We start from the raw sequence: 16,747 nt of genomic DNA on the forward strand, positions 1-16,747 counted from the left end.
ACTTGCGCCAACTCCGTCTCTCGTGGAAGGCATTCAATGACTACATAGCGTCGCTACCCTCTCTCACGCCGAATCCGAACACGCTCTGCACGGCTTCAATTCGCGAAGTGACATCGAGTTTTTCGAAAATGTTCTTCATGTGCCACTTGACCGTTTCCGGTGCGAGCTTTAACGATCGGCCCACTTCCTTATTCGATTGACCATGGGCCACGCAACGGAGTACTTCGAACTCCCGCGCACTCAGAGCCTCAGACGACATCTTCAGGTTCCTGACCGGCCTGGGAGACGTAGACGACGGCGTGTCGACGTGATCGAAAGCATGGATCAATTTGTCGACATAGGTGGCGTCCACCGTGGAGTCGCCCCCAGCGTTCCACCGAAACCGTTGCAGCAATGCGCGGACTCCTTGCCCTTCGTCTATGAAGCTATTTACCATGCCAACAGCCTCTCCGAGACGTAGCGCACGATCCAGCGCGCCGAGCGCGCTTCCGGACGCTCCGCCTTGCTCGTATGCGAGCGAGAGCAACAGGGAAGCAATCGCTTCATGATAACGCCATCCCCTGGCCGCTAAAGCATCGAGCAGGCGTACGAGAAAAGCGACTGCCTTTTCAGCATCATTTTCGGCAATCAGAACCCGAGCCTGCAGGAAGCAGTAGTGTGTCCAGGTTTCAGTCGCGGCTCCCGCCTGCTCGTCAAGCACCACCGGCATACTCGCGCGTAGTTTGTTAGCGATCTGCCTCGCGCGGGTCACGTCACCGCTATGAAGGAGCAACCTGACCGTCTCCGCGTCGCACGCCATCTTGAGACGCAGCCATTGTCGGGTTATGGCAACCTGCCGGCCATCTTCAAGAACAGCCAGCGCCGACCCCACTTGCCCGTTGCGTTGCAGCAGGCGTGCCTCCGTCAGCACATGCCGGAGCAGCGTGCCGAGTGGAGAAACCTCCAGGGCAATCGTCGTGCGGTTCGCAATCAACTTCCGTGCGCGAGGAAGTTGATTGTATTCGTAGACAATCGACACCAGGCAACCCGCCGCGATCACGGCACAGGACGATGCGTAGCCGAAAGCGTTTTCGGCACGCACGAGCGTTTCTTCGAGAACTCTCCCCGCTTCGGCCAGTTCGCCATGCATCTGCGCGGCAAGGCCGTACATCGTGTTTCGAAACAGATCCGTGTAGATCGACCCCCGTCCCTGTTCCGGTCGATCTTGAGCGCCTCCCCATATCCGACGTATCTGGTCGAATTCGCCTCGATGCAATAGACCAAAGAATTGCGCGAATTGCGCGCAGCTATTGACCCAGGGAGCCGCAATCGCCGATGAGGTCGCGACGGCGTGCCCGAATTCGAATGCATGTTCGCTCTGGTCGCTGGCAGAGGCGATTATCCCGCTGATGGCATTCACCTCCGCCAGCGCGACTTCGTCGATGCTGCAGGCACTCTCGCGGCGCATCCGATAAATCTCATCGGTAACGACACGAATTTCCTTGATGGCGTGCGTCGTTTGAAGCGAGAAAGCGAGCGCCCACGCTTTGGCAAGACGCAAGCGCCGCGTGAGAACGACATCCGGTGGCAGCTTCGCGACCCACTCCAGCAACGTGCGTGACTCGCCGCGTTCGAGCATCTCCATTGCACCGTTCTCGACCAGCTGGGCGGCCTGCTCGAATTCTCCCGCTGCCAATGCATGTCTGACCGCCTCCGACCACAGCCGCTTTTCCGCGAACCACCGAAACGCCCGCTGATGCAATACCGGAACCTGTTGCGGCATATGAGCGAGAAGACGACGCCGCAGCGCATCGGACAGCAGTGCGTGCAGGCGATACCATTCACGCCGTTCATCGAGCGGCCGGATAAAGACGTTATGCTGCTCGAGCCATTCGAGCTTTTCACCGCTGCCGCCCTCGACGGCCATGACGGCATCGCACACGGCGGGCGAAAGCCGTTCGAGAATCGATGTGCTCAGCAGGAATTCCAGCATAGCGGGTGGCAGCTGGGTCAGCACCGCATCGTCCAGGTAACGGTCGATTCCGGAGCGGGTAACGGTGAACCGGCCGACTACCTGAGCGGGATCGCTGGTTTGACGCAGCGCAAGGGCGGCCAGCTGCAAGCCCGCCACCCACCCCTCCGTCACGCCATTCAGCAACTCGACATTGGCACGGTCGAGCGATAAAGCACAGGTCTCCTCGAAAAATTTCTCCGCGTCGTCGATCGAAAAACGGAGGTCATTGGCACTGATCCGCGTGAGCTTCTCCGGTGCCCGAAGCTGACCGAGCTTCATGCCGGGTTCGCCGCGTGCGCCAAGCAAAACGTGCATATTTTCGGGCGCATAGCGGAGCAGACGCGACACGACGGCAATGACAGGCGCCGACGTGAGGCGATCAACGTCATCCAGCACGAGGAAAACACGTCGGCCGAATGCCGCGATTCCATTCAGGAGCACGGAAATGATCGTTTTGATGGAGGTTCGCGCATCGCTATTCAAAAGTTGCTGGGCCGGCCTGCCGATGTCTTTCGACACCCGGCAAAACGCCGCGACCAGATACGCGCCGAACTGCTGCTCCTGATTGTCCTCGTCATCGAGACTGAGCCAAGCAACCGGATACTCCTGCCGCGAAAGTACTTCACTGCATCCCGCGAGTAACGTCGTTTTGCCGAAACCCGCCGGCGCGGTCACCACGGTTATGCCATGAGTCTGCTGTTCGCTCAGCCGATCGAGCAGCGCGTGCCGGCGAACGCATCCAAAAGGAAGAAGCGGCGGCACCATTTTGGTCTGAATCAACGACGCGCTCCATGTTCTGTCGGCAAAGTCTGAAGGCGTTTCCATGAGCACCCTCCGTCTCCTGGGATCAACCGCGGGTCGTTCAGTTTTCTCAGCAGGTGTTCTATCAGCGCTTAATTCGGCCGATGAATGCACCGCCGCCGTGGCCGGCATGGCAGAGGATGGCCGATAAGGCCATTGTCAATCCGGCCGGCAGTGCCGCCCGAAAAGGTAGCGCACACCGAATGAATTGCCTCGTCAATCCATTCGGCGGGTTGTCAGTCGTTCTTGTGTTCGACTGTGCCCGGCAGTCTCTTGATATATGCCGGTAATCTGCCCTAATTCAGTGCATCTGAACAGGTGTGCGAGACGTTCATGCAATGCGTAGCGTTCATGCTCCCTCGATTTAGCCATGACCCGCATCAGCATATACTCACATAATAGTGAAAATAAACTATAACAAAAAATATACAACTGTAATAACGGTAATACTGGACAGGAGAACCGGATGATTGGCAATGTGACTGTGCGGCGCGTCGGCGCCGACGAGGTTTCGGCCTGCCTGGAAGCGCTGGCCGATGTGCTGATCGACTGCGTGGAAGGTGGAGCCTCGGTCAGCTTCATGCTGCCGATCTCGCGGGAAACCGCGCTGACGTTCTGGCGCGGCGTCGCCGAGGGCGTCGGGCGCGGCGAGCGTGCGCTGCTGATCGCGGAAGACGGCCATGGAGAAATCGTCGGCACCGTGCAGTTGATTACCGCGCAGCCGGAAAATCAGCCACATCGCGCCGACGTTGCAAAGATGCTCGTGCATCGAAAAGCACGCCGGCGCGGAATCGCGCAGCATCTGATGGACGAAATAGATCGCACCGCGCGCAAAGAAAAGAAGTCGGTTCTCGTGCTCGATACCGTCACCGGCGGCGACGCCGAGCGGCTTTATCAACGCGCCGGCTGGCAGCGCGTGGGCAACGTGCCGAATTACGCGCTGATGCCCGACGGCGCATTCTGCAGCACGACCTTCTATTGCAAGCAGCTTTGAGCCGAAGCAAACACCGGGCCATTCACTGGCTCGCCCACTACGCCGAAACTCCGCCACAAACATGTAATTGAAAATTTCAACTACATGCCTATAATGGCCGTCGTGTCCGCAACGGGCACGACGGTCGACACGCGGAGCAATCTTGTACTCGGACTTTCTGACTTTCAGGCTCGATCTGACCAGCGCCTTGCTGACCAACCGCGCGAACGTGGTCTATCGCGAGCGCTGGAACCTCGACGTGCGCGCCTTGCGCGTGCTGCGCCTCGTCTGCGCCGAGCCCGACATCACGCCCACCGCGGTATCGCAACGCGCGCTGATCGAAAAGACACTGCTCTCCAAAGTACTCACCGAGCTTGAAACACGCGGCTTCATCACGCGCAACGCGCATTCGTCGGACCGCCGCAGCATCGCGCTGCGCGCCACGCCCGACGGGCTGAAAGTCGCGAAAGCGTCGGAAGCATTGGGCCTCGCGATGGAAGCGCAGCTCGCCACGGTGCTGAGCGACAGCGAGCGCAAGCTGCTCGAACAGCTGCTCAGCAAACTATCGAACAGCCTGCTGGCACGCGAGTCCGTGAGCACGCCGCCGCATTGATCTTCCCGGCGACTTTGCCCGCCGTTTTTTTGCGGCCTCTTCTTTTCAGCCTTTCTTACTGCTCATCCTGCAACCAGGAGTCTTCCATGTCGAAGCTGATCGAAACGACGTCGAGTGCCATCGACGCGCTTCTGCCCGAACTCGAAGCCATCTACAAAGACCTGCACCAGCATCCCGAACTGTCGATGCAGGAAGTGCGCACCGCGGGCATCGTCGCCGATTACGTCGAAAAGCTCGGCTACGAGGTGACGCGCCATGTCGGCATCACGGGCGTCGTCGCGCTGCTGCGCAATGGCGACGGTCCCACGGTCATGCTGCGCGCCGACATGGACGCGCTGCCGATGGCCGAGGCCACCGGCCTGCCCTATGCGAGCACGGTGAAGGCGAAAGACGAAGACGGCATCGAAGTCGGCGTCGCCCATGCGTGCGGCCACGACATGCACGTCACGTGGCTGCTCGGCGCCGCGCGTCTGATGGCCGAGCATCGCGACGCATGGCGCGGCACGCTGATGGCCGTATTCCAGCCCGGCGAGGAAATCGGGCGCGGCGCGCGCAGCATGCTCGACGACGGCATGACCACGCGCTTTCCGAAGCCCGACGTGATTCTCGGCCAGCACGTGATGTTCGGTCCGGCCGGCACGGTCGGCTATCGCAGCGGCACGATCCTCTCGGCCGCCGACAGCCTCAAGGTCAAACTGTTCGGGCGCGGTTCGCACGGCTCGCAGCCGCAAACCTCGATCGACCCGGTCATCATGGCGGCCTCCACCACGCTGCGTCTGCAAACCATCGTGTCGCGCGAAATCGCGCCGAGCGACAGCGCCGTGCTGACGGTCGGCTCGATACAGGCCGGCACGAAAGAGAACATCATCCCCGACGACGCGACGCTCAAGCTCAACGTGCGCAGCTATGACGAAGACGTGCGCGAGTACATGCTCGGCGCGATCCGCCGCATCTGCTGTGCCGAATGCGTGGCGTCGAACGCGCCGCGCGAACCCGAATTCACCACGCTGTCGAGCTATCCGCTCACGGTCAACGACGCCGCCGCCACCGAGCGTCTGCGCAACGCCTTCGAAGCGCGCTTCGGCAAGCATGCGTACGAGGCGCAACCGGCCGCCGCCAGCGAAGACTTCAGCCTGTTCGGCCGCGAATGGGGCGTGCCGTACTCGTTCTGGTTCGTCGGCAGCACCGATCCCGAGACCTTCCGCAAAGCGCGCGAGGCGAAGAAGCTCAACGAAATCCCGAGCAACCATTCGCCAAAGTTCGCCCCGCTGCTTCACCCGACGCTGCGCACCGGCATCGAAACGATGCTGTGCGCAGCCGGCGCCTGGTTCGATCAGCGAGAACAAGCACTGTGAATTCGCACGCGGTCTATACCCTTCTCGATCTGGTCGGTACGTTCGTATTCGCGATCAGCGGCGCGGTGGCCGCGCGGCAACGGCGGCTCGACCTGTTCGGCATCGTCGTGATCGCGTTCATGGTCGCGTGCGGCGGCGGCATCGTGCGCGATCTCTGCATCGGTGCGATTCCGCCCGCGGGCCTGTCGAACTGGCATTACCTGGCAACCGCGCTGGCCGCCTCGGCAGTCACGATTCTCGCGTATCCGCAAGTGCGCAGACTGCGCCAACCGGTGCTGTTCTTCGATGCGATCGGGCTCGGCCTCTTCGCGGTGTCGGGCGCGCAGAAGTCGCTCGTGCATAGCCACAACGCCGAACTCGCGATTCTGCTCGGCATCGTCAGCGCGGTCGGCGGCGGCGTGATGCGCGACGTGGTGCTCTCGCGCGTACCCGCGATTCTCGAGCGAGATATCTACGCATCGGCCGCGCTGCTCGGCGCATCGGTGCAGGTGGGCTTTTCGTATGCGGGCTGGACCGACTGGTGGACACCCTGGTTCGCGACGCTCGCCTGCGTGCTGGTTCGGCTCGCGTCGCTGCGTTACGGCTGGCGCCTGCCGATCTTTCAGGGAAAGAGCGCGGCCGAAACGCACGACCACCGGTAATGCGCGCCGAAGCGTTGCAACTAGCTCGCCGCCAGCGGAATCAGCCGCGGCTTGGTCAGGCTATAGGCGATCTGCGAAAACAGCGCATTCAGGCTATTCGTGCCGCCCGCCGCGTTCGCACAGGTGTCCGAATAGAAATAAGACGGCCCCGAGGCGATCGACGCCATCGTATTGCACGCAGTGAGCTTATCGGCGCCGGCGCCGTCGCCGCAACTCGGCGCCGAATTGGACTCGCCGCCGAGATACGCGACGGTATAGATCAACGTGCCCGTATTGTTCTTCACGGCGGAAGCCGCATTGATCGCGGCCTGGCACTCGCTGCCGTAGGTGCTGCTATAGGTCGTGCCCAACTGGGTCGTCGTCGACGAAGCGATGCCGTCGCTCAGCAGAATAATCACGTTCTGGCCGGGCGGATGCTGCGTTGACGCAGTGGCGGCCAGCGAAGTTTGCGCCGCCGTAATCGCCTGCGCGTAAAACGTGCCCAGACCGCCCGGCGCCGGCAGGCCGCTGCAACTGCCGCCGCCGAGCGCCTGCACGATGCCCGAACTCGTGCTGACCTGGCCGTTGCTGCCGAGATAACCCGAGCTCGGCGACGAATACTGGTAGCTCGCGCTCGAAGCCGAATAGCTGCTCGCAATGGTCGGCGACTTGCCCGAGCACGAGAAGTTGTACGTCGACGAAGTTTGCGGCGGAAACGCCATCAAGCCGACGTTGTCACCGGCGTTCGTGAGACCCGTCAACAGTTGCAACGCGCCGGCCTGCGCGCATTGCAGCCGTGTTTGCGCGGCTCCCTTCGCGTTCTTGCAGTTGCTGTCCGTCGTGGTGGCCATCGAGCGCGTGGTGTCGAGAACGATCATTACGTTGTAGAGCGCGGGCTCCGCGCCGCCGCCCGCGCCCGCCTTCGAGGTTGCCGAGATCGTCTGCTGGCTTTTGCCGAAGACTCGTGCGAAATAGAGCGGCACGGTGGCCTGCTGCGTGACCTGGATGCCGTTGTAGCCGGAAGCGGCCTGCTTGTAGGGCAGCGCGACGCTCGACAACGTGAGGCCCGTGATCGTCGCGGCCGCCGGAATCACGCCGCCGGGCAGCGTGTTGTTGTTGCCGGCCGCGAACGCCTGGGCGTTGCTCGACGCGGTGGCCCACGACTGTGTCCACAAATCCACCGCGCCCGCGAGCGCCGCGGCATCGGTTGCGCTCTGCAGGCGTCTCTGGCTGTAGGCCAGATAGCCGAGATCGACGCCGAGCGCGGCGAAGCCCAACAGCATCACCATCGAAATCGCCACGAGGATGGAGACGGCGCCGCGCTGGCGACGAAGCGCGCCGCGCGGACCGATTATCGTTCTTCTCATGAATTCTCCTCTCAAACGGTTGAACCGCTTTTTTCCGCCTGCGGTCTTTTGCATGCTGTCTGTTTGCACGCATTCTTTTTACACACAGACCTTTTGTGTGCTTTTCTTTAGCACACCCGTTTTTTTACACCGGCTTTTTCACATCGGTTATTGCACGCGCTCCACCGCGCTTGCATTGAGCGTGGTCGGCATCATCGCGTAGAGACCGGACAGGCTGCCCTTGAAGATCGGTACGAACGTGTACGAGACGGTCACCGTCGCCGTTCCGACCGCCGACGTGCCGCCGGCGCTCGTCAGGCCCGACGCGCAGGCCGAATCGCTCGTGCAGGCGGTGCCGTTCACCGACGCCGCGATCGACAGATTCGAGGTCTTGAGCAGCGAAGCGGACGCGTTCACCTGAGTCTGCGTCGCCGTATACGGACTGGTGGTGCCGCGTTGCGACGCGAAATAGCGCGCGCCCGCCGAGGCTGCGTTCGCGACCATCATGTAGTTACCGAGCAGCCAGCCGAACTGCGCGACGCCGAGCACAATCAGTAGAAGCACGGGCGCAAGCAGGGCGAATTCGACCGCCGCCACGCCTTGCTGCTTTTTCAGCGCCGACGCTCCCCGTAATCGGTGCGTCGGTCTCGTGCCTGAAATCATTGCACCACCTCCGACATGCTCGCGCTCAGGCTCGACGGCATGATGCTCTTCAGGCCAAACAAAGCGCCGCCGAACAGCGGCGCAAACGTATAACCGAGCTGCACGATCGCCTGCGTGCCGGCCGCGGGCGCCTGCGTGCCCGAACCCAACGCGCTAGCGCACGTGCTGTCGCTCGTACATGACGTACCGCCAACGCTCATCGAGATCGTCAACGTGCCTTTCAATGCGCCTGTCTGCGTGTTGATCGCATTCGCCGTGTCGGTGTACGGCGCTGCGTACCCGCGCTCCGACGCAAGCTGGTGCGCGCCGAGCGCGGCGGCATTCGTCAGCATCAGATAGTTGTTGACGAACCAGCCGAATTGCACGCTGCCGAATATCAGTGCCAGCAGTAGCGGGAGCACAAGCGCGAGTTCGACCGCCGCCGCGCCCCGTTGAGTTTTTCGTTTTATGCGTTCTTTTTCTCTCATCCCACTCTCGTATGTATTGACAGGCAACGGCCTGCGCAGGCTCAGGCGCCCGCCATGCTCGGCAGCAGTTCCCGATAGATATGAATCATCGACGGTCCCATCAGCACGACGAGCAGCGCCGGAAAAATACAGAAGATCAGCGGAAACAGCAGCTTCAGCGCAATCTTCGCGGCGCGCTCCTCGGCACGCATGCGCCGCCGCGTGCGCAGCGTGTCGGAAAGCACGCGCAGCGACATGCCGATGCTCGTGCCAAAACGCTCGGCCTGAATCAGCATGGCGCTGAATGCGTCGATATCTTCCACGCCCGTGCGCAAGGAGAAATTGCGCAGCGCCTTTTCCTTCGAGAAACCGGAACGCATTTCCAGCAGCATCAGTTCGAGTTCGCTCGCCACAACCGCACTGCGCATGCGGATTTCCTCGCCCACTTTCATCAGCGACGCATCGAGACTGAGCCCCGCCTCGATGCAGACCGTCAGCAGATCGAGCGCATCGGGAAAGTCCTCGACGAGGCTGCGCTTGCGCGCGGCAATACGCTTTGCGAGCACGACGTTCGGCAGGTAATAGCCGAGCCCGGCGAGCAGCACGAGAACGATCGAGCGTCCGAGCAGCGTGGGCGCGAAGGATGAGCCGTAGAGCGCGAGCATCGCGAGAAACGGCAACAGGATCGCGAGCGCCGTCTTCGCGGCCAGATAGATCGGCACCGCGTTGGCCGAGCGCCACCCCGCAGTCATCAATTGCACACGCAACGCGGATTGCTCCCAGCCTTCCTTCGGCACCGACAGCTTCGAAATCGGCTGCGAAATTTCGACGAGCTTTTCGTACCACGCGGTGTCCGCGGATGGCGCCAGTTGCTCCGGCGCCGGCACGACGTTCGCGCCGCCCGCCTGCTCGATGCGCCGGCTCATGTCGCGCGGCGCGGCCAGATGCAGCACGCCGAATGCGGCCGCGAACACGATCGCGAACACGGCGGCGAGCAGCAGAATCTGCGTGATGTTCAGCGTTTGCATGGTCTCTCCTCGGTAGTTGTTCTTCGCGGGCGGTACGACGCGCTCAAACCCGGATCTTCACGATGTGCCGCATCCAGAAGATGCCGAACAGCATCCCGACGCCCGAGCTCACGACCATTTTTACGCCGGTGGAGTCGCGCCACAGTATGTCGAGGAAGTCGGGATTGAGAACCATCATCGCGGCGCCGACGCCGAACGGCATCAGTCCCAGCACCCACGCGGACATCTTGCCTTCCGCGGACAGCACGCGAACCTTGTCGAACAGCTTGAAGCGGTCGCGAATCAGCGCCGTGATGCCGTCGAGTACTTCGGCGAGATTGCCGCCCGTCTCGCGCTGGATCACGACCGCGATCACGAAGTAGCGCAAATCGCGAATCGGCACGCGCGTGGCGAGATTCGTCAGCGCCTCGCTGATCGACACGCCATAGTTGATCTCGTCGAACACGATGCGGAATTCGCCGCTCATCGGCTCGGCGAACTCGGTGCCGACCATATCGATTGCCCCCGTGAACGCATGGCCCGAACGCAGCGCGCGCGCCAGCATGTCGCAGACGTCGGGCAACTGCCGCTCCAGTTGCCGGATGCGGCGATTGCGCCGCCGCTGCACATAGACGATCGGCAACAGCGCGGCGAACACGGCAATCGCCACGGAGACGAACCACGGCAACGCGACGCTCGCGCCGATCATCAGCACGAACAGCGGCAATACCGCGCACGTGCCGACGAGCCGGCCCACCGACCACTGGAGCCCGGACTGCTGCAGAAACAGATCGAGCGCATGCACGCGCGGGATCAGCAGCAAAAACCGCGTGAGCCACGCCGACTCGGCCAGCATGCGCGTCTTCAGAATCGACAGCCGCTCGCGGCTCACCTGGCCGCCCGCGGAGACCGCGCGAATCCGTGCGGCAACGCGCCGCGCGGTCGGCCCATGCCGGCTGTCCCAGTACTCGTACACGCCGCTCGTCGCAAGCACCACGGCCACGAAGAGCAGGATGATCGCGGCGTAGAAGATCGGGTTCATGCAAGTCTCCTGAAACAGCGAATCACGTCGTCTCGAAGCGGCGGGCCGGATCGTAGATCTGATCCGACGGCGCCACGCCGAATGCCTGCAGGCGCTCGGCGAATTTCGGCCGCACGCCGGTCGCGCAGAAATGTCCGCGCACGTTGCCCTTCGAATCGACACCGGCGCGGCGGAACACGAAGATCTCCTGCATGTTGATCATGTCGCCTTCCATGCCGGTCAACTCCGAAATGCTGATGATCTTGCGGCGTCCATCGGTCAAACGCGCGGCCTGCACGACGACCGAGATCGCCGACGAAATCTGTTGCCGCATCGTGCGTGTCGGCAGCGACAGGCCGCCGAGGTTAATCATGTTTTCGAGGCGCGTGAGCGCGTCGCGCGGCGTGTTTGCGTGGATCGTCGACAGCGAGCCTTCGTGGCCCGTGTTCATCGCATTGAGCATGTCGAGCGCTTCGGCGCCGCGCACTTCGCCGAGGATGATGCGATCGGGCCGCATCCGCAGCGCGTTGCGCACGAGCGTGCGCTGCGTGATCTCGCCGCGCCCCTCGATGTTCGGCGAACGCGTTTCGAGTCTGAGCACGTGCTGCTGGCGCAATTGCAGTTCGGCCGCGTCCTCGATCGTGACGATGCGTTCGTCATCCGGAATAAATCCCGACAGCACGTTCAGGAGCGTGGTCTTGCCGCTGCCCGTGCCGCCCGACACGAGAATGTTGACCTTCGCGCGCGCGAGCGCATCGAGCACTTCGGCCATCGGCGGCGTGAGGCTTTGCAGTTCGACCAGATCGGCGACCTGCAGCGGGTTCGCGGCGAAACGGCGGATCGACAGCAACGGACCGTCGACCGCGCACGGCCGGATGATCGCGTTCACGCGCGAGCCGTCCGGCAGGCGCGCGTCGACCATCGGGCTCGATTCGTCGATATGGCGGCCCACGCCCGAAACGATCTTCTCGATGACCTTCATCAGATGCGCGTCGTCGTAGAAGGTCACGTCGGTCGCTTCGAGCCGCCCGCGCCGCTCGACGTAGGTATGGCGATACGTATTGACGAGAATGTCCGACACGCTCGGGTCGCGCAGCAGCACTTCGAGCGGACCGAAGCCGAACATTTCGTCGTGCACGTCGCCCACGAGCTGCCGACGTTCGAGATCGTTGGCCGGCGCCTTCTGCTCTTCGAGAATGCGGCCGATCAGTGCGGCAATCTCCTGGCGCACCTGATCGGACGGCAAACGCGACAGGCGTTCGAGTTCGACACGTTCGAGCACGGCCTGATGAATCTCGCGCTTGAGTTTCTGATAGGCAGCGCGCAGCATGCCGGCCGGCGTACCCGACGAGTCCTGGCGCTCGCCCAGGGGTTGCGCGCGTTGCGCGGAAATCTGCTCACGAAGCGACATGGCCTCTCCCCTTCTCAGGTATTACAGCGTTTCAAGTTTCGGCGCCGCCTGACGGCCGAGCAGCCGCGCGAACAGCGAATCGCTCTTCGCGCGTTTGCGCTCCGACGTCGTCGCGCGGCTGACGATGTTCTCGGCGAGCGTTTGCAGACTGCGCGCGACCCCGCTGCTGCGCGCGGTCTTCGATACCGGCAGGCCCTGGTTCATCGCCTCGGTCACGGCCTCGGCGTCCTCGGGAATGACCTGGTACGCGTGCATGCCGAGCACCGATTCGAGCGCCGTGCGCGCGCGTTCGCCGTGGCGCGTGTAGCGGTTCAGGACGAGGCGCATCTGCTCCTGTGCATAGCCGAGCGAGCAGAGAATTTCCTGCAGCCGGCGGCCGGCGCGCACGTGCGGCATGCTCGCCTGCAATACGACATGAATCTGGTCGCTGCGATCGAGCGCGAGCATCGACAGTTGATTGAGCGTCTGACCGAGATCGAACAGCACGAAGTCGTAATGCGGCGCCGCGACGCCGAGCATCCATTCGAGGCGGTCTTCCTTGATCTCGGCCGCCTTCACCGGATCGCCCGCGCCGGCGAGAATATGAAAGTTCTCGGTGACGTGCATCAGACTCGTGTCGAAGAACGCGGCGTCCATGCGCTCGATCTGCGCGCAGACTTGCGGCAGCGTCGAGGGCGGGGTTTCGTCGGAGACCAGAAAGGCGGCGTCGGCGAACTGCTGGTTCAGATCGATCAGCAGTACGCGCTTTTTCTGCGGCAGGCTCGCGATCGCATGCGCGACGTTCGCGGCGATAAAGCTCGTGCCCGCGCCGCCCTTGCACGACACGAACGACAGCACCTGGGTATCGCGCGTGCCGCTTTGCAAACCCCGCGACTGCGCGCGCTGCAACGCGTCGCCGAGCTGGCGCGGATCGAGCGGCCAGTTGAGCACGTCGCGAAAGCCCGCGCGCATCGCGGCGATCAGCGTATCCGGCGACGCATCGGGAATCAGCAGGATGCAGGTGAGCCGCCCATGCGCGCGATGCAGACGTTCGACCACGGGCAGCTCCGCGTCCTTCAGCGACGCCGCATCGACAATCAGCACGTCGAACGCGTCGAGACTGTCGCCGCGCTCGCCGAGCAGCGACGGCCCGCCGGTCGCGCGCGTGAAGCGATAGTCGCCGCATTCGCCGCTCAGATGCGCGATCTGCGCGAGCCGCGCGCTGTCTTCAGAGAGGGCCAGGATGTTGATCATGATGTTCTCGCCCAAGCGATCAAGGTTATCCGGCGGACGTCGCCGCGCTGTGCTTCACTGACTGCCGCCGTTCGTGCCGATGCCGATCACGAACGGATTGATGGTCGTGACGGGCGCCTGGAACGACTTGTCGTACTGGTCCTGCGCGGCCACGGCGGCCTTGCCGTCGACCCCCGGCGTGGACGGCGTGTGCTCGCCCGCGTGCGGATCGATGATCTGCATCCGCGTCACGGTGCGCACGGCTTCGCCGAAGTGCGCGTCCCAGATCGGCGTGCTCGTCATGCAGCCGCTCAACGAGCCGCCCAGGGTTGCGTAGAGCGCCAGCAGCAACGCCGCGCGGCGAGTCGTCGCAAGATGCGTCACAAGATGTTCGAGTTTCATGAGAGTCCCCTTCGCAGCGCGTTACTGGTTGGCCGGATCGGTTTTGGCGAGCGCGGGCCCGTCGCCGCCGGCGGCGTGGGCCGTGGTGCCGCCCGCTTGCGCCGCCACCGTCGCGGTCCGGTCGTCCGACAGTGCCGCCGATGGCGCGGGCCGGTCCGCCTGCGTATCGCGCGGCAGCAAGGCCGCCGGTGCGGTCGTCGCCCCTTGCGCCGGAGCGGGGGCCGGTGCCGCCGGTTGCATTTGCGCCGCCGGTTGCGCTTGCGGCTCGGCTTGCGGCGCTGCCGGTGGCGTCCCTTGCGGCACATTCGGGTTCGGCGTCGTTGCCGACTTGGTCTGGGCAGCCGGCCGGCGGCCTTCCATGTTGCCGGTCGCGTAGACCATCGCGTCGGACGTCTGCGCGAAGCTGTCGGTCGGCAGCGGAATGTCTCCCGGCGGCAGCGGCTTCACGAGATGCACAGTGATGATGAAGACCAGTTCGGTGCGATCCTGCTGGAACGACGTGCTGCGAAACAGCGTGCCGAGTACCGGCAATTCGCCGATGCCGGGCAGCGCCTTCAATGCGCCGGTGACGTTGTTCTGGATCAGCCCGCCGATCGCGAAGCTCTCGCCGTCGTTCATCTGCACCGTCGTCGACGCGCGGCGTGTCGTGATGAGCGGCAGGATCGCCGTGCCGCTGGTGCCGGTCGCCGTTACGGTGACGCCGGTCGGCGACAGTTCCGACACTTCCGGCGCGACCTTCAGGTTGACGCGGCTACCCGCGAGCACGGTCGGCGTGAACTTGAGGCCGACGCCGAACTCTTCTTCCTGCAGCGTGATCGTCGAGCCGCCCGTGCCGTTGCTTTGCGGCACCGGAATGAACACGCGTCCGCCCGCGAGGAACGAGGCTTCCTGTCCGCTCAGCGTGACGAGGTTCGGCTCGGCGAGAATCTTGCCGAGGCTATCGCTCTTCTGCGCGTCGAGCGCCAGATTGAACGGCTTGTTGTTCGCCTTGCTGAGCAGCACGCCGTTGCCGACGCCCGCGAGCAGCGAGCTCACGATCGCGCCGGTCCACGAACCGAAACCGCCCTGGATATTGACCGCCGAGCCGAGCTGGTTGAGCAGCGTCTTCGACACTTCGGCGACCTTCACTTCGAGCATCACCTGCTGCGGCGAATCGACTGTCATCATGTTGATGACTTCGGATCCCTTGCTGACGCTCGTGCTCTGCTGCGAGATCGAGCCGCCATTGCCGAAGCTCGCGGTGCTGGCCTGCTGTTGCTGCGTGGGCTGGGCGCCCGCGTAGGCGCTCGCGATGCCCATCGCCTGCTGCGCGGCCTGCGAGCTCGACACGCGGCCCGCGAGCACGAGGTTGCCGGCCGCGCTCGATACGCGAATGCCGTGCTCGTTCGGCAACAGTTGCGAGAGCGTGCGCTGCAAACCTTCCGCATCGACGCTGACGCTCACGTCGATGATCTGGCACGAGCCGCTGCGTCCCTGCACGATCATGTTGGTCGTGCCCACCGCCATGCCGACCACGTAAAGCGTGCGCGGCGAGACGAGCGTGGCCTCGGCCACCACCGGGTTGCCGAGCGTGCGATTGCGCGCCGGTTCGGCGAGCGGCACGAGAACCGATTTGCCAACGGGCACCGATACGTTCGACTCGTCGCGAATCTCGCCGGTGCAATTCGGCCCCGTGAGTTGCGCGGAAGCCACCGCCTTGCCGCTCGCCATCGCGCTCGGAATCGCCGCATTGCTGACGAGCATCGGCACGGCTCCGCGGCCGACCGGCAGCGGCGGGCTCTGCATGCCCCAGCCCGGCATCTGGCCGCCGGGCATGTTCTGCGCGGCGCAATCCTGCATGGCCGCGAGGCCGGTGCACAGCGCCGCGGCGAGCATCGTGCCGCCGAGCGCGCGACAGCGCAGGCCGCTGCCGGATAAGAAGCGTTGTTCTGTTTTCATGTTGCTGCCCCCGTCGCTCGAAGTGTGTGGATCGAGACGTTCCTGACTGCCTTTGTTATTCAGGTCGCGGCGCTTCGTCAGCCGGCGCGCCGCAGCCGCCCTAGAAACATTCGACACTGCCCGTCACGCCCGACAGCACGCCGATGCAGTTGCGCTTCGGCGCCGGACGCGCGACATAGTGCGTACGCACCGTCGGCACCGGCTCGGGCGCCGGCGCCGACGCCGGCATGTCGAGCAGCGAGAGCTTGGTCGCGCCTTCGGTGCTCGCGGTCTGCTTGTCGACCTGGTTGCGCAGCACCAGCGACAAAGTGCCGACGCTGCGCGCAAGGTCGAGCTTCTCGGCCTGCTCGGGCGTGACTTCGAGCGTCACCGCGTTGACCACCTTTGGCGCGGTGTCGTCGCGGCTTACCTGCTGCGCGACCGCCAGTACGAGGATCTTTTCGAGCACGATCTTCGAAATGCTTTGCTGCGCGTCGGCCTTGCCCGCTTCCTGCGTATTGACGATCACGTCGACGTAGTTGCCCGGCAGGGCGAAGCCCGCCACGCCGACCACGTCGTTCACGCGCACCGTGATCGCCCGATGCCCCGCGCCGATGACCGCCGACAGGCCGCCTTTCGTGCCCTGCGGCGCGAGCTTCGATTCGAGCACCGGCTCGCCGGGCGCGAGACTCGTCAACAGCACGCGCCCGTCGAGCGCCTTGCCGTCGGCGAACGCGCCGGGCGGCACGCTCGCACTGGGCCAGCTGACCATGCGGATCAGGTTCGGGTTGAGCGGCTGGCCGAGACTGATGTCGCCCGAGGCGACCGCCACCGGCGTCACCGCGCCCGAGGACGTCTGCAACAACCATCGCGACGCAAAACTCACGGCTGCGAGGCCCGCCAGCACGGCGATCGTCAGCATGACTAAAGCACGACTGTTTTTCATGGCAACACTCCTGCATGGTTC

The 16,747-nt window shown here is 63.9% G+C and carries 15 protein-coding genes; 4 read left to right on the forward strand and 11 right to left on the reverse strand.

All coding sequences use genetic code 11. The features are described 5' to 3' along the window. Positions 1-40: 40 nt before the first annotated feature. Positions 41-2,818: a LuxR C-terminal-related transcriptional regulator gene (locus F3J19_RS15060; protein ID WP_167042643.1), complete on the reverse strand. Its 2,778-nt coding sequence runs from the start codon at positions 2,816-2,818 to the stop codon at positions 41-43. A 442-nt stretch (positions 2,819-3,260) separates the two neighbouring features. Here F3J19_RS15060 and F3J19_RS15065 point away from each other — a divergent pair, with 442 nt between their 5' ends. From F3J19_RS15065 to F3J19_RS15080, 4 genes are all read left to right on the forward strand, one after another. Beyond that, positions 3,261-3,788: a GNAT family N-acetyltransferase gene (locus F3J19_RS15065; RefSeq protein ID WP_167042645.1), complete on the forward strand. Its 528-nt coding sequence runs from the start codon at positions 3,261-3,263 to the stop codon at positions 3,786-3,788. Positions 3,789-3,930: 142 nt separating this feature from the next. Further along, positions 3,931-4,380, forward strand: coding sequence for a MarR family transcriptional regulator (locus tag F3J19_RS15070; protein WP_167042647.1), 450 nt, complete (start codon positions 3,931-3,933; stop codon positions 4,378-4,380). An 86-nt stretch (positions 4,381-4,466) separates the two neighbouring features. Continuing rightward, a complete protein-coding gene (locus tag F3J19_RS15075; RefSeq protein ID WP_167042649.1) occupies positions 4,467-5,735 on the forward strand; it encodes a M20 family metallopeptidase in 1,269 nt (422 codons plus the stop codon). Further along, complete coding sequence (locus F3J19_RS15080; protein ID WP_167042651.1) at positions 5,732-6,376, forward strand: trimeric intracellular cation channel family protein; 645 nt, start codon at positions 5,732-5,734, stop codon at positions 6,374-6,376. The genes F3J19_RS15075 and F3J19_RS15080 overlap by 4 nt, the downstream gene beginning before the upstream one ends. A 20-nt stretch (positions 6,377-6,396) precedes the next feature. Here the strand turns inward: F3J19_RS15080 and F3J19_RS15085 are convergent, their stop codons facing one another. The 10 genes from F3J19_RS15085 to cpaB form a co-directional block, all read right to left on the reverse strand. Continuing rightward, positions 6,397-7,722, reverse strand: coding sequence for a VWA domain-containing protein (locus F3J19_RS15085; RefSeq protein ID WP_167042653.1), 1,326 nt, complete (start codon positions 7,720-7,722; stop codon positions 6,397-6,399). A gap of 147 nt (positions 7,723-7,869) precedes the next feature. Then, complete coding sequence (locus F3J19_RS15090; RefSeq protein ID WP_167042655.1) at positions 7,870-8,364, reverse strand: TadE/TadG family type IV pilus assembly protein; 495 nt, start codon at positions 8,362-8,364, stop codon at positions 7,870-7,872. After that, positions 8,361-8,831, reverse strand: a complete 471-nt coding sequence (locus F3J19_RS15095; RefSeq protein WP_205192896.1) for a TadE/TadG family type IV pilus assembly protein — start codon at positions 8,829-8,831, stop codon at positions 8,361-8,363. Before F3J19_RS15095 ends, F3J19_RS15090 begins: the two co-directional genes overlap by 4 nt. 41 nt (positions 8,832-8,872) lie before the next feature. Continuing rightward, positions 8,873-9,838, reverse strand: coding sequence for a type II secretion system F family protein (locus F3J19_RS15100; RefSeq protein ID WP_167042657.1), 966 nt, complete (start codon positions 9,836-9,838; stop codon positions 8,873-8,875). A gap of 43 nt (positions 9,839-9,881) precedes the next feature. After that, a complete protein-coding gene (locus tag F3J19_RS15105; protein WP_167042659.1) occupies positions 9,882-10,859 on the reverse strand; it encodes a type II secretion system F family protein in 978 nt (325 codons plus the stop codon). Between the two features lie 22 nt (positions 10,860-10,881). Then, positions 10,882-12,249 (reverse strand): CpaF family protein, encoded by a 1,368-nt coding sequence (locus F3J19_RS15110; protein WP_167042661.1) that lies wholly within the window; start codon positions 12,247-12,249, stop codon positions 10,882-10,884. 21 nt (positions 12,250-12,270) lie between these two features. After that, entirely contained in the window at positions 12,271-13,482 is a 1,212-nt protein-coding gene (locus F3J19_RS15115) for an AAA family ATPase (RefSeq protein WP_167042663.1), read from the reverse strand. A 54-nt stretch (positions 13,483-13,536) separates the two neighbouring features. Further along, positions 13,537-13,863 (reverse strand): hypothetical protein, encoded by a 327-nt coding sequence (locus tag F3J19_RS15120; protein WP_167042665.1) that lies wholly within the window; start codon positions 13,861-13,863, stop codon positions 13,537-13,539. A gap of 21 nt (positions 13,864-13,884) precedes the next feature. Next, the gene (locus F3J19_RS15125; protein ID WP_167042667.1) at positions 13,885-15,801 is read right to left on the reverse strand and encodes a type II and III secretion system protein family protein; all 1,917 of its coding nucleotides are present in this window, start codon (positions 15,799-15,801) and stop codon (positions 13,885-13,887) included. Between the two features lie 100 nt (positions 15,802-15,901). Then, complete coding sequence (cpaB, locus tag F3J19_RS15130; RefSeq protein WP_167042669.1) at positions 15,902-16,726, reverse strand: Flp pilus assembly protein CpaB; 825 nt, start codon at positions 16,724-16,726, stop codon at positions 15,902-15,904. Positions 16,727-16,747: the final 21 nt, after the last annotated feature.

Source organism: Burkholderia sp. Ax-1724 (assembly GCF_011752995.1).
Taxonomy (GTDB): domain Bacteria; phylum Pseudomonadota; class Gammaproteobacteria; order Burkholderiales; family Burkholderiaceae; genus Paraburkholderia.

Excerpts from the sequence above, each read along its gene's own strand:
- F3J19_RS15060 (WP_167042643.1), bottom strand. The coding sequence starts at position 2,818 with ATGGAAACGCCTTCAGACTTTGCCGACAGAACATGGAGCGCGTCGTTG.
- F3J19_RS15065 (WP_167042645.1), top strand. The coding sequence starts at position 3,261 with ATGATTGGCAATGTGACTGTGCGGCGCGTCGGCGCCGACGAGGTTTCG.
- F3J19_RS15075 (WP_167042649.1), top strand. The coding sequence starts at position 4,467 with ATGTCGAAGCTGATCGAAACGACGTCGAGTGCCATCGACGCGCTTCTG.
- F3J19_RS15085 (WP_167042653.1), bottom strand. The coding sequence starts at position 7,722 with ATGAGAAGAACGATAATCGGTCCGCGCGGCGCGCTTCGTCGCCAGCGC.
- F3J19_RS15090 (WP_167042655.1), bottom strand. The coding sequence starts at position 8,364 with ATGATTTCAGGCACGAGACCGACGCACCGATTACGGGGAGCGTCGGCG.
- F3J19_RS15095 (WP_205192896.1), bottom strand. The coding sequence starts at position 8,831 with ATGAGAGAAAAAGAACGCATAAAACGAAAAACTCAACGGGGCGCGGCG.
- F3J19_RS15100 (WP_167042657.1), bottom strand. The coding sequence starts at position 9,838 with ATGCAAACGCTGAACATCACGCAGATTCTGCTGCTCGCCGCCGTGTTC.
- F3J19_RS15105 (WP_167042659.1), bottom strand. The coding sequence starts at position 10,859 with ATGAACCCGATCTTCTACGCCGCGATCATCCTGCTCTTCGTGGCCGTG.
- F3J19_RS15110 (WP_167042661.1), bottom strand. The coding sequence starts at position 12,249 with ATGTCGCTTCGTGAGCAGATTTCCGCGCAACGCGCGCAACCCCTGGGC.
- F3J19_RS15115 (WP_167042663.1), bottom strand. The coding sequence starts at position 13,482 with ATGATCAACATCCTGGCCCTCTCTGAAGACAGCGCGCGGCTCGCGCAG.
- F3J19_RS15120 (WP_167042665.1), bottom strand. The coding sequence starts at position 13,863 with ATGAAACTCGAACATCTTGTGACGCATCTTGCGACGACTCGCCGCGCG.
- F3J19_RS15125 (WP_167042667.1), bottom strand. The coding sequence starts at position 15,801 with ATGAAAACAGAACAACGCTTCTTATCCGGCAGCGGCCTGCGCTGTCGC.
- cpaB (WP_167042669.1), bottom strand. The coding sequence starts at position 16,726 with ATGAAAAACAGTCGTGCTTTAGTCATGCTGACGATCGCCGTGCTGGCG.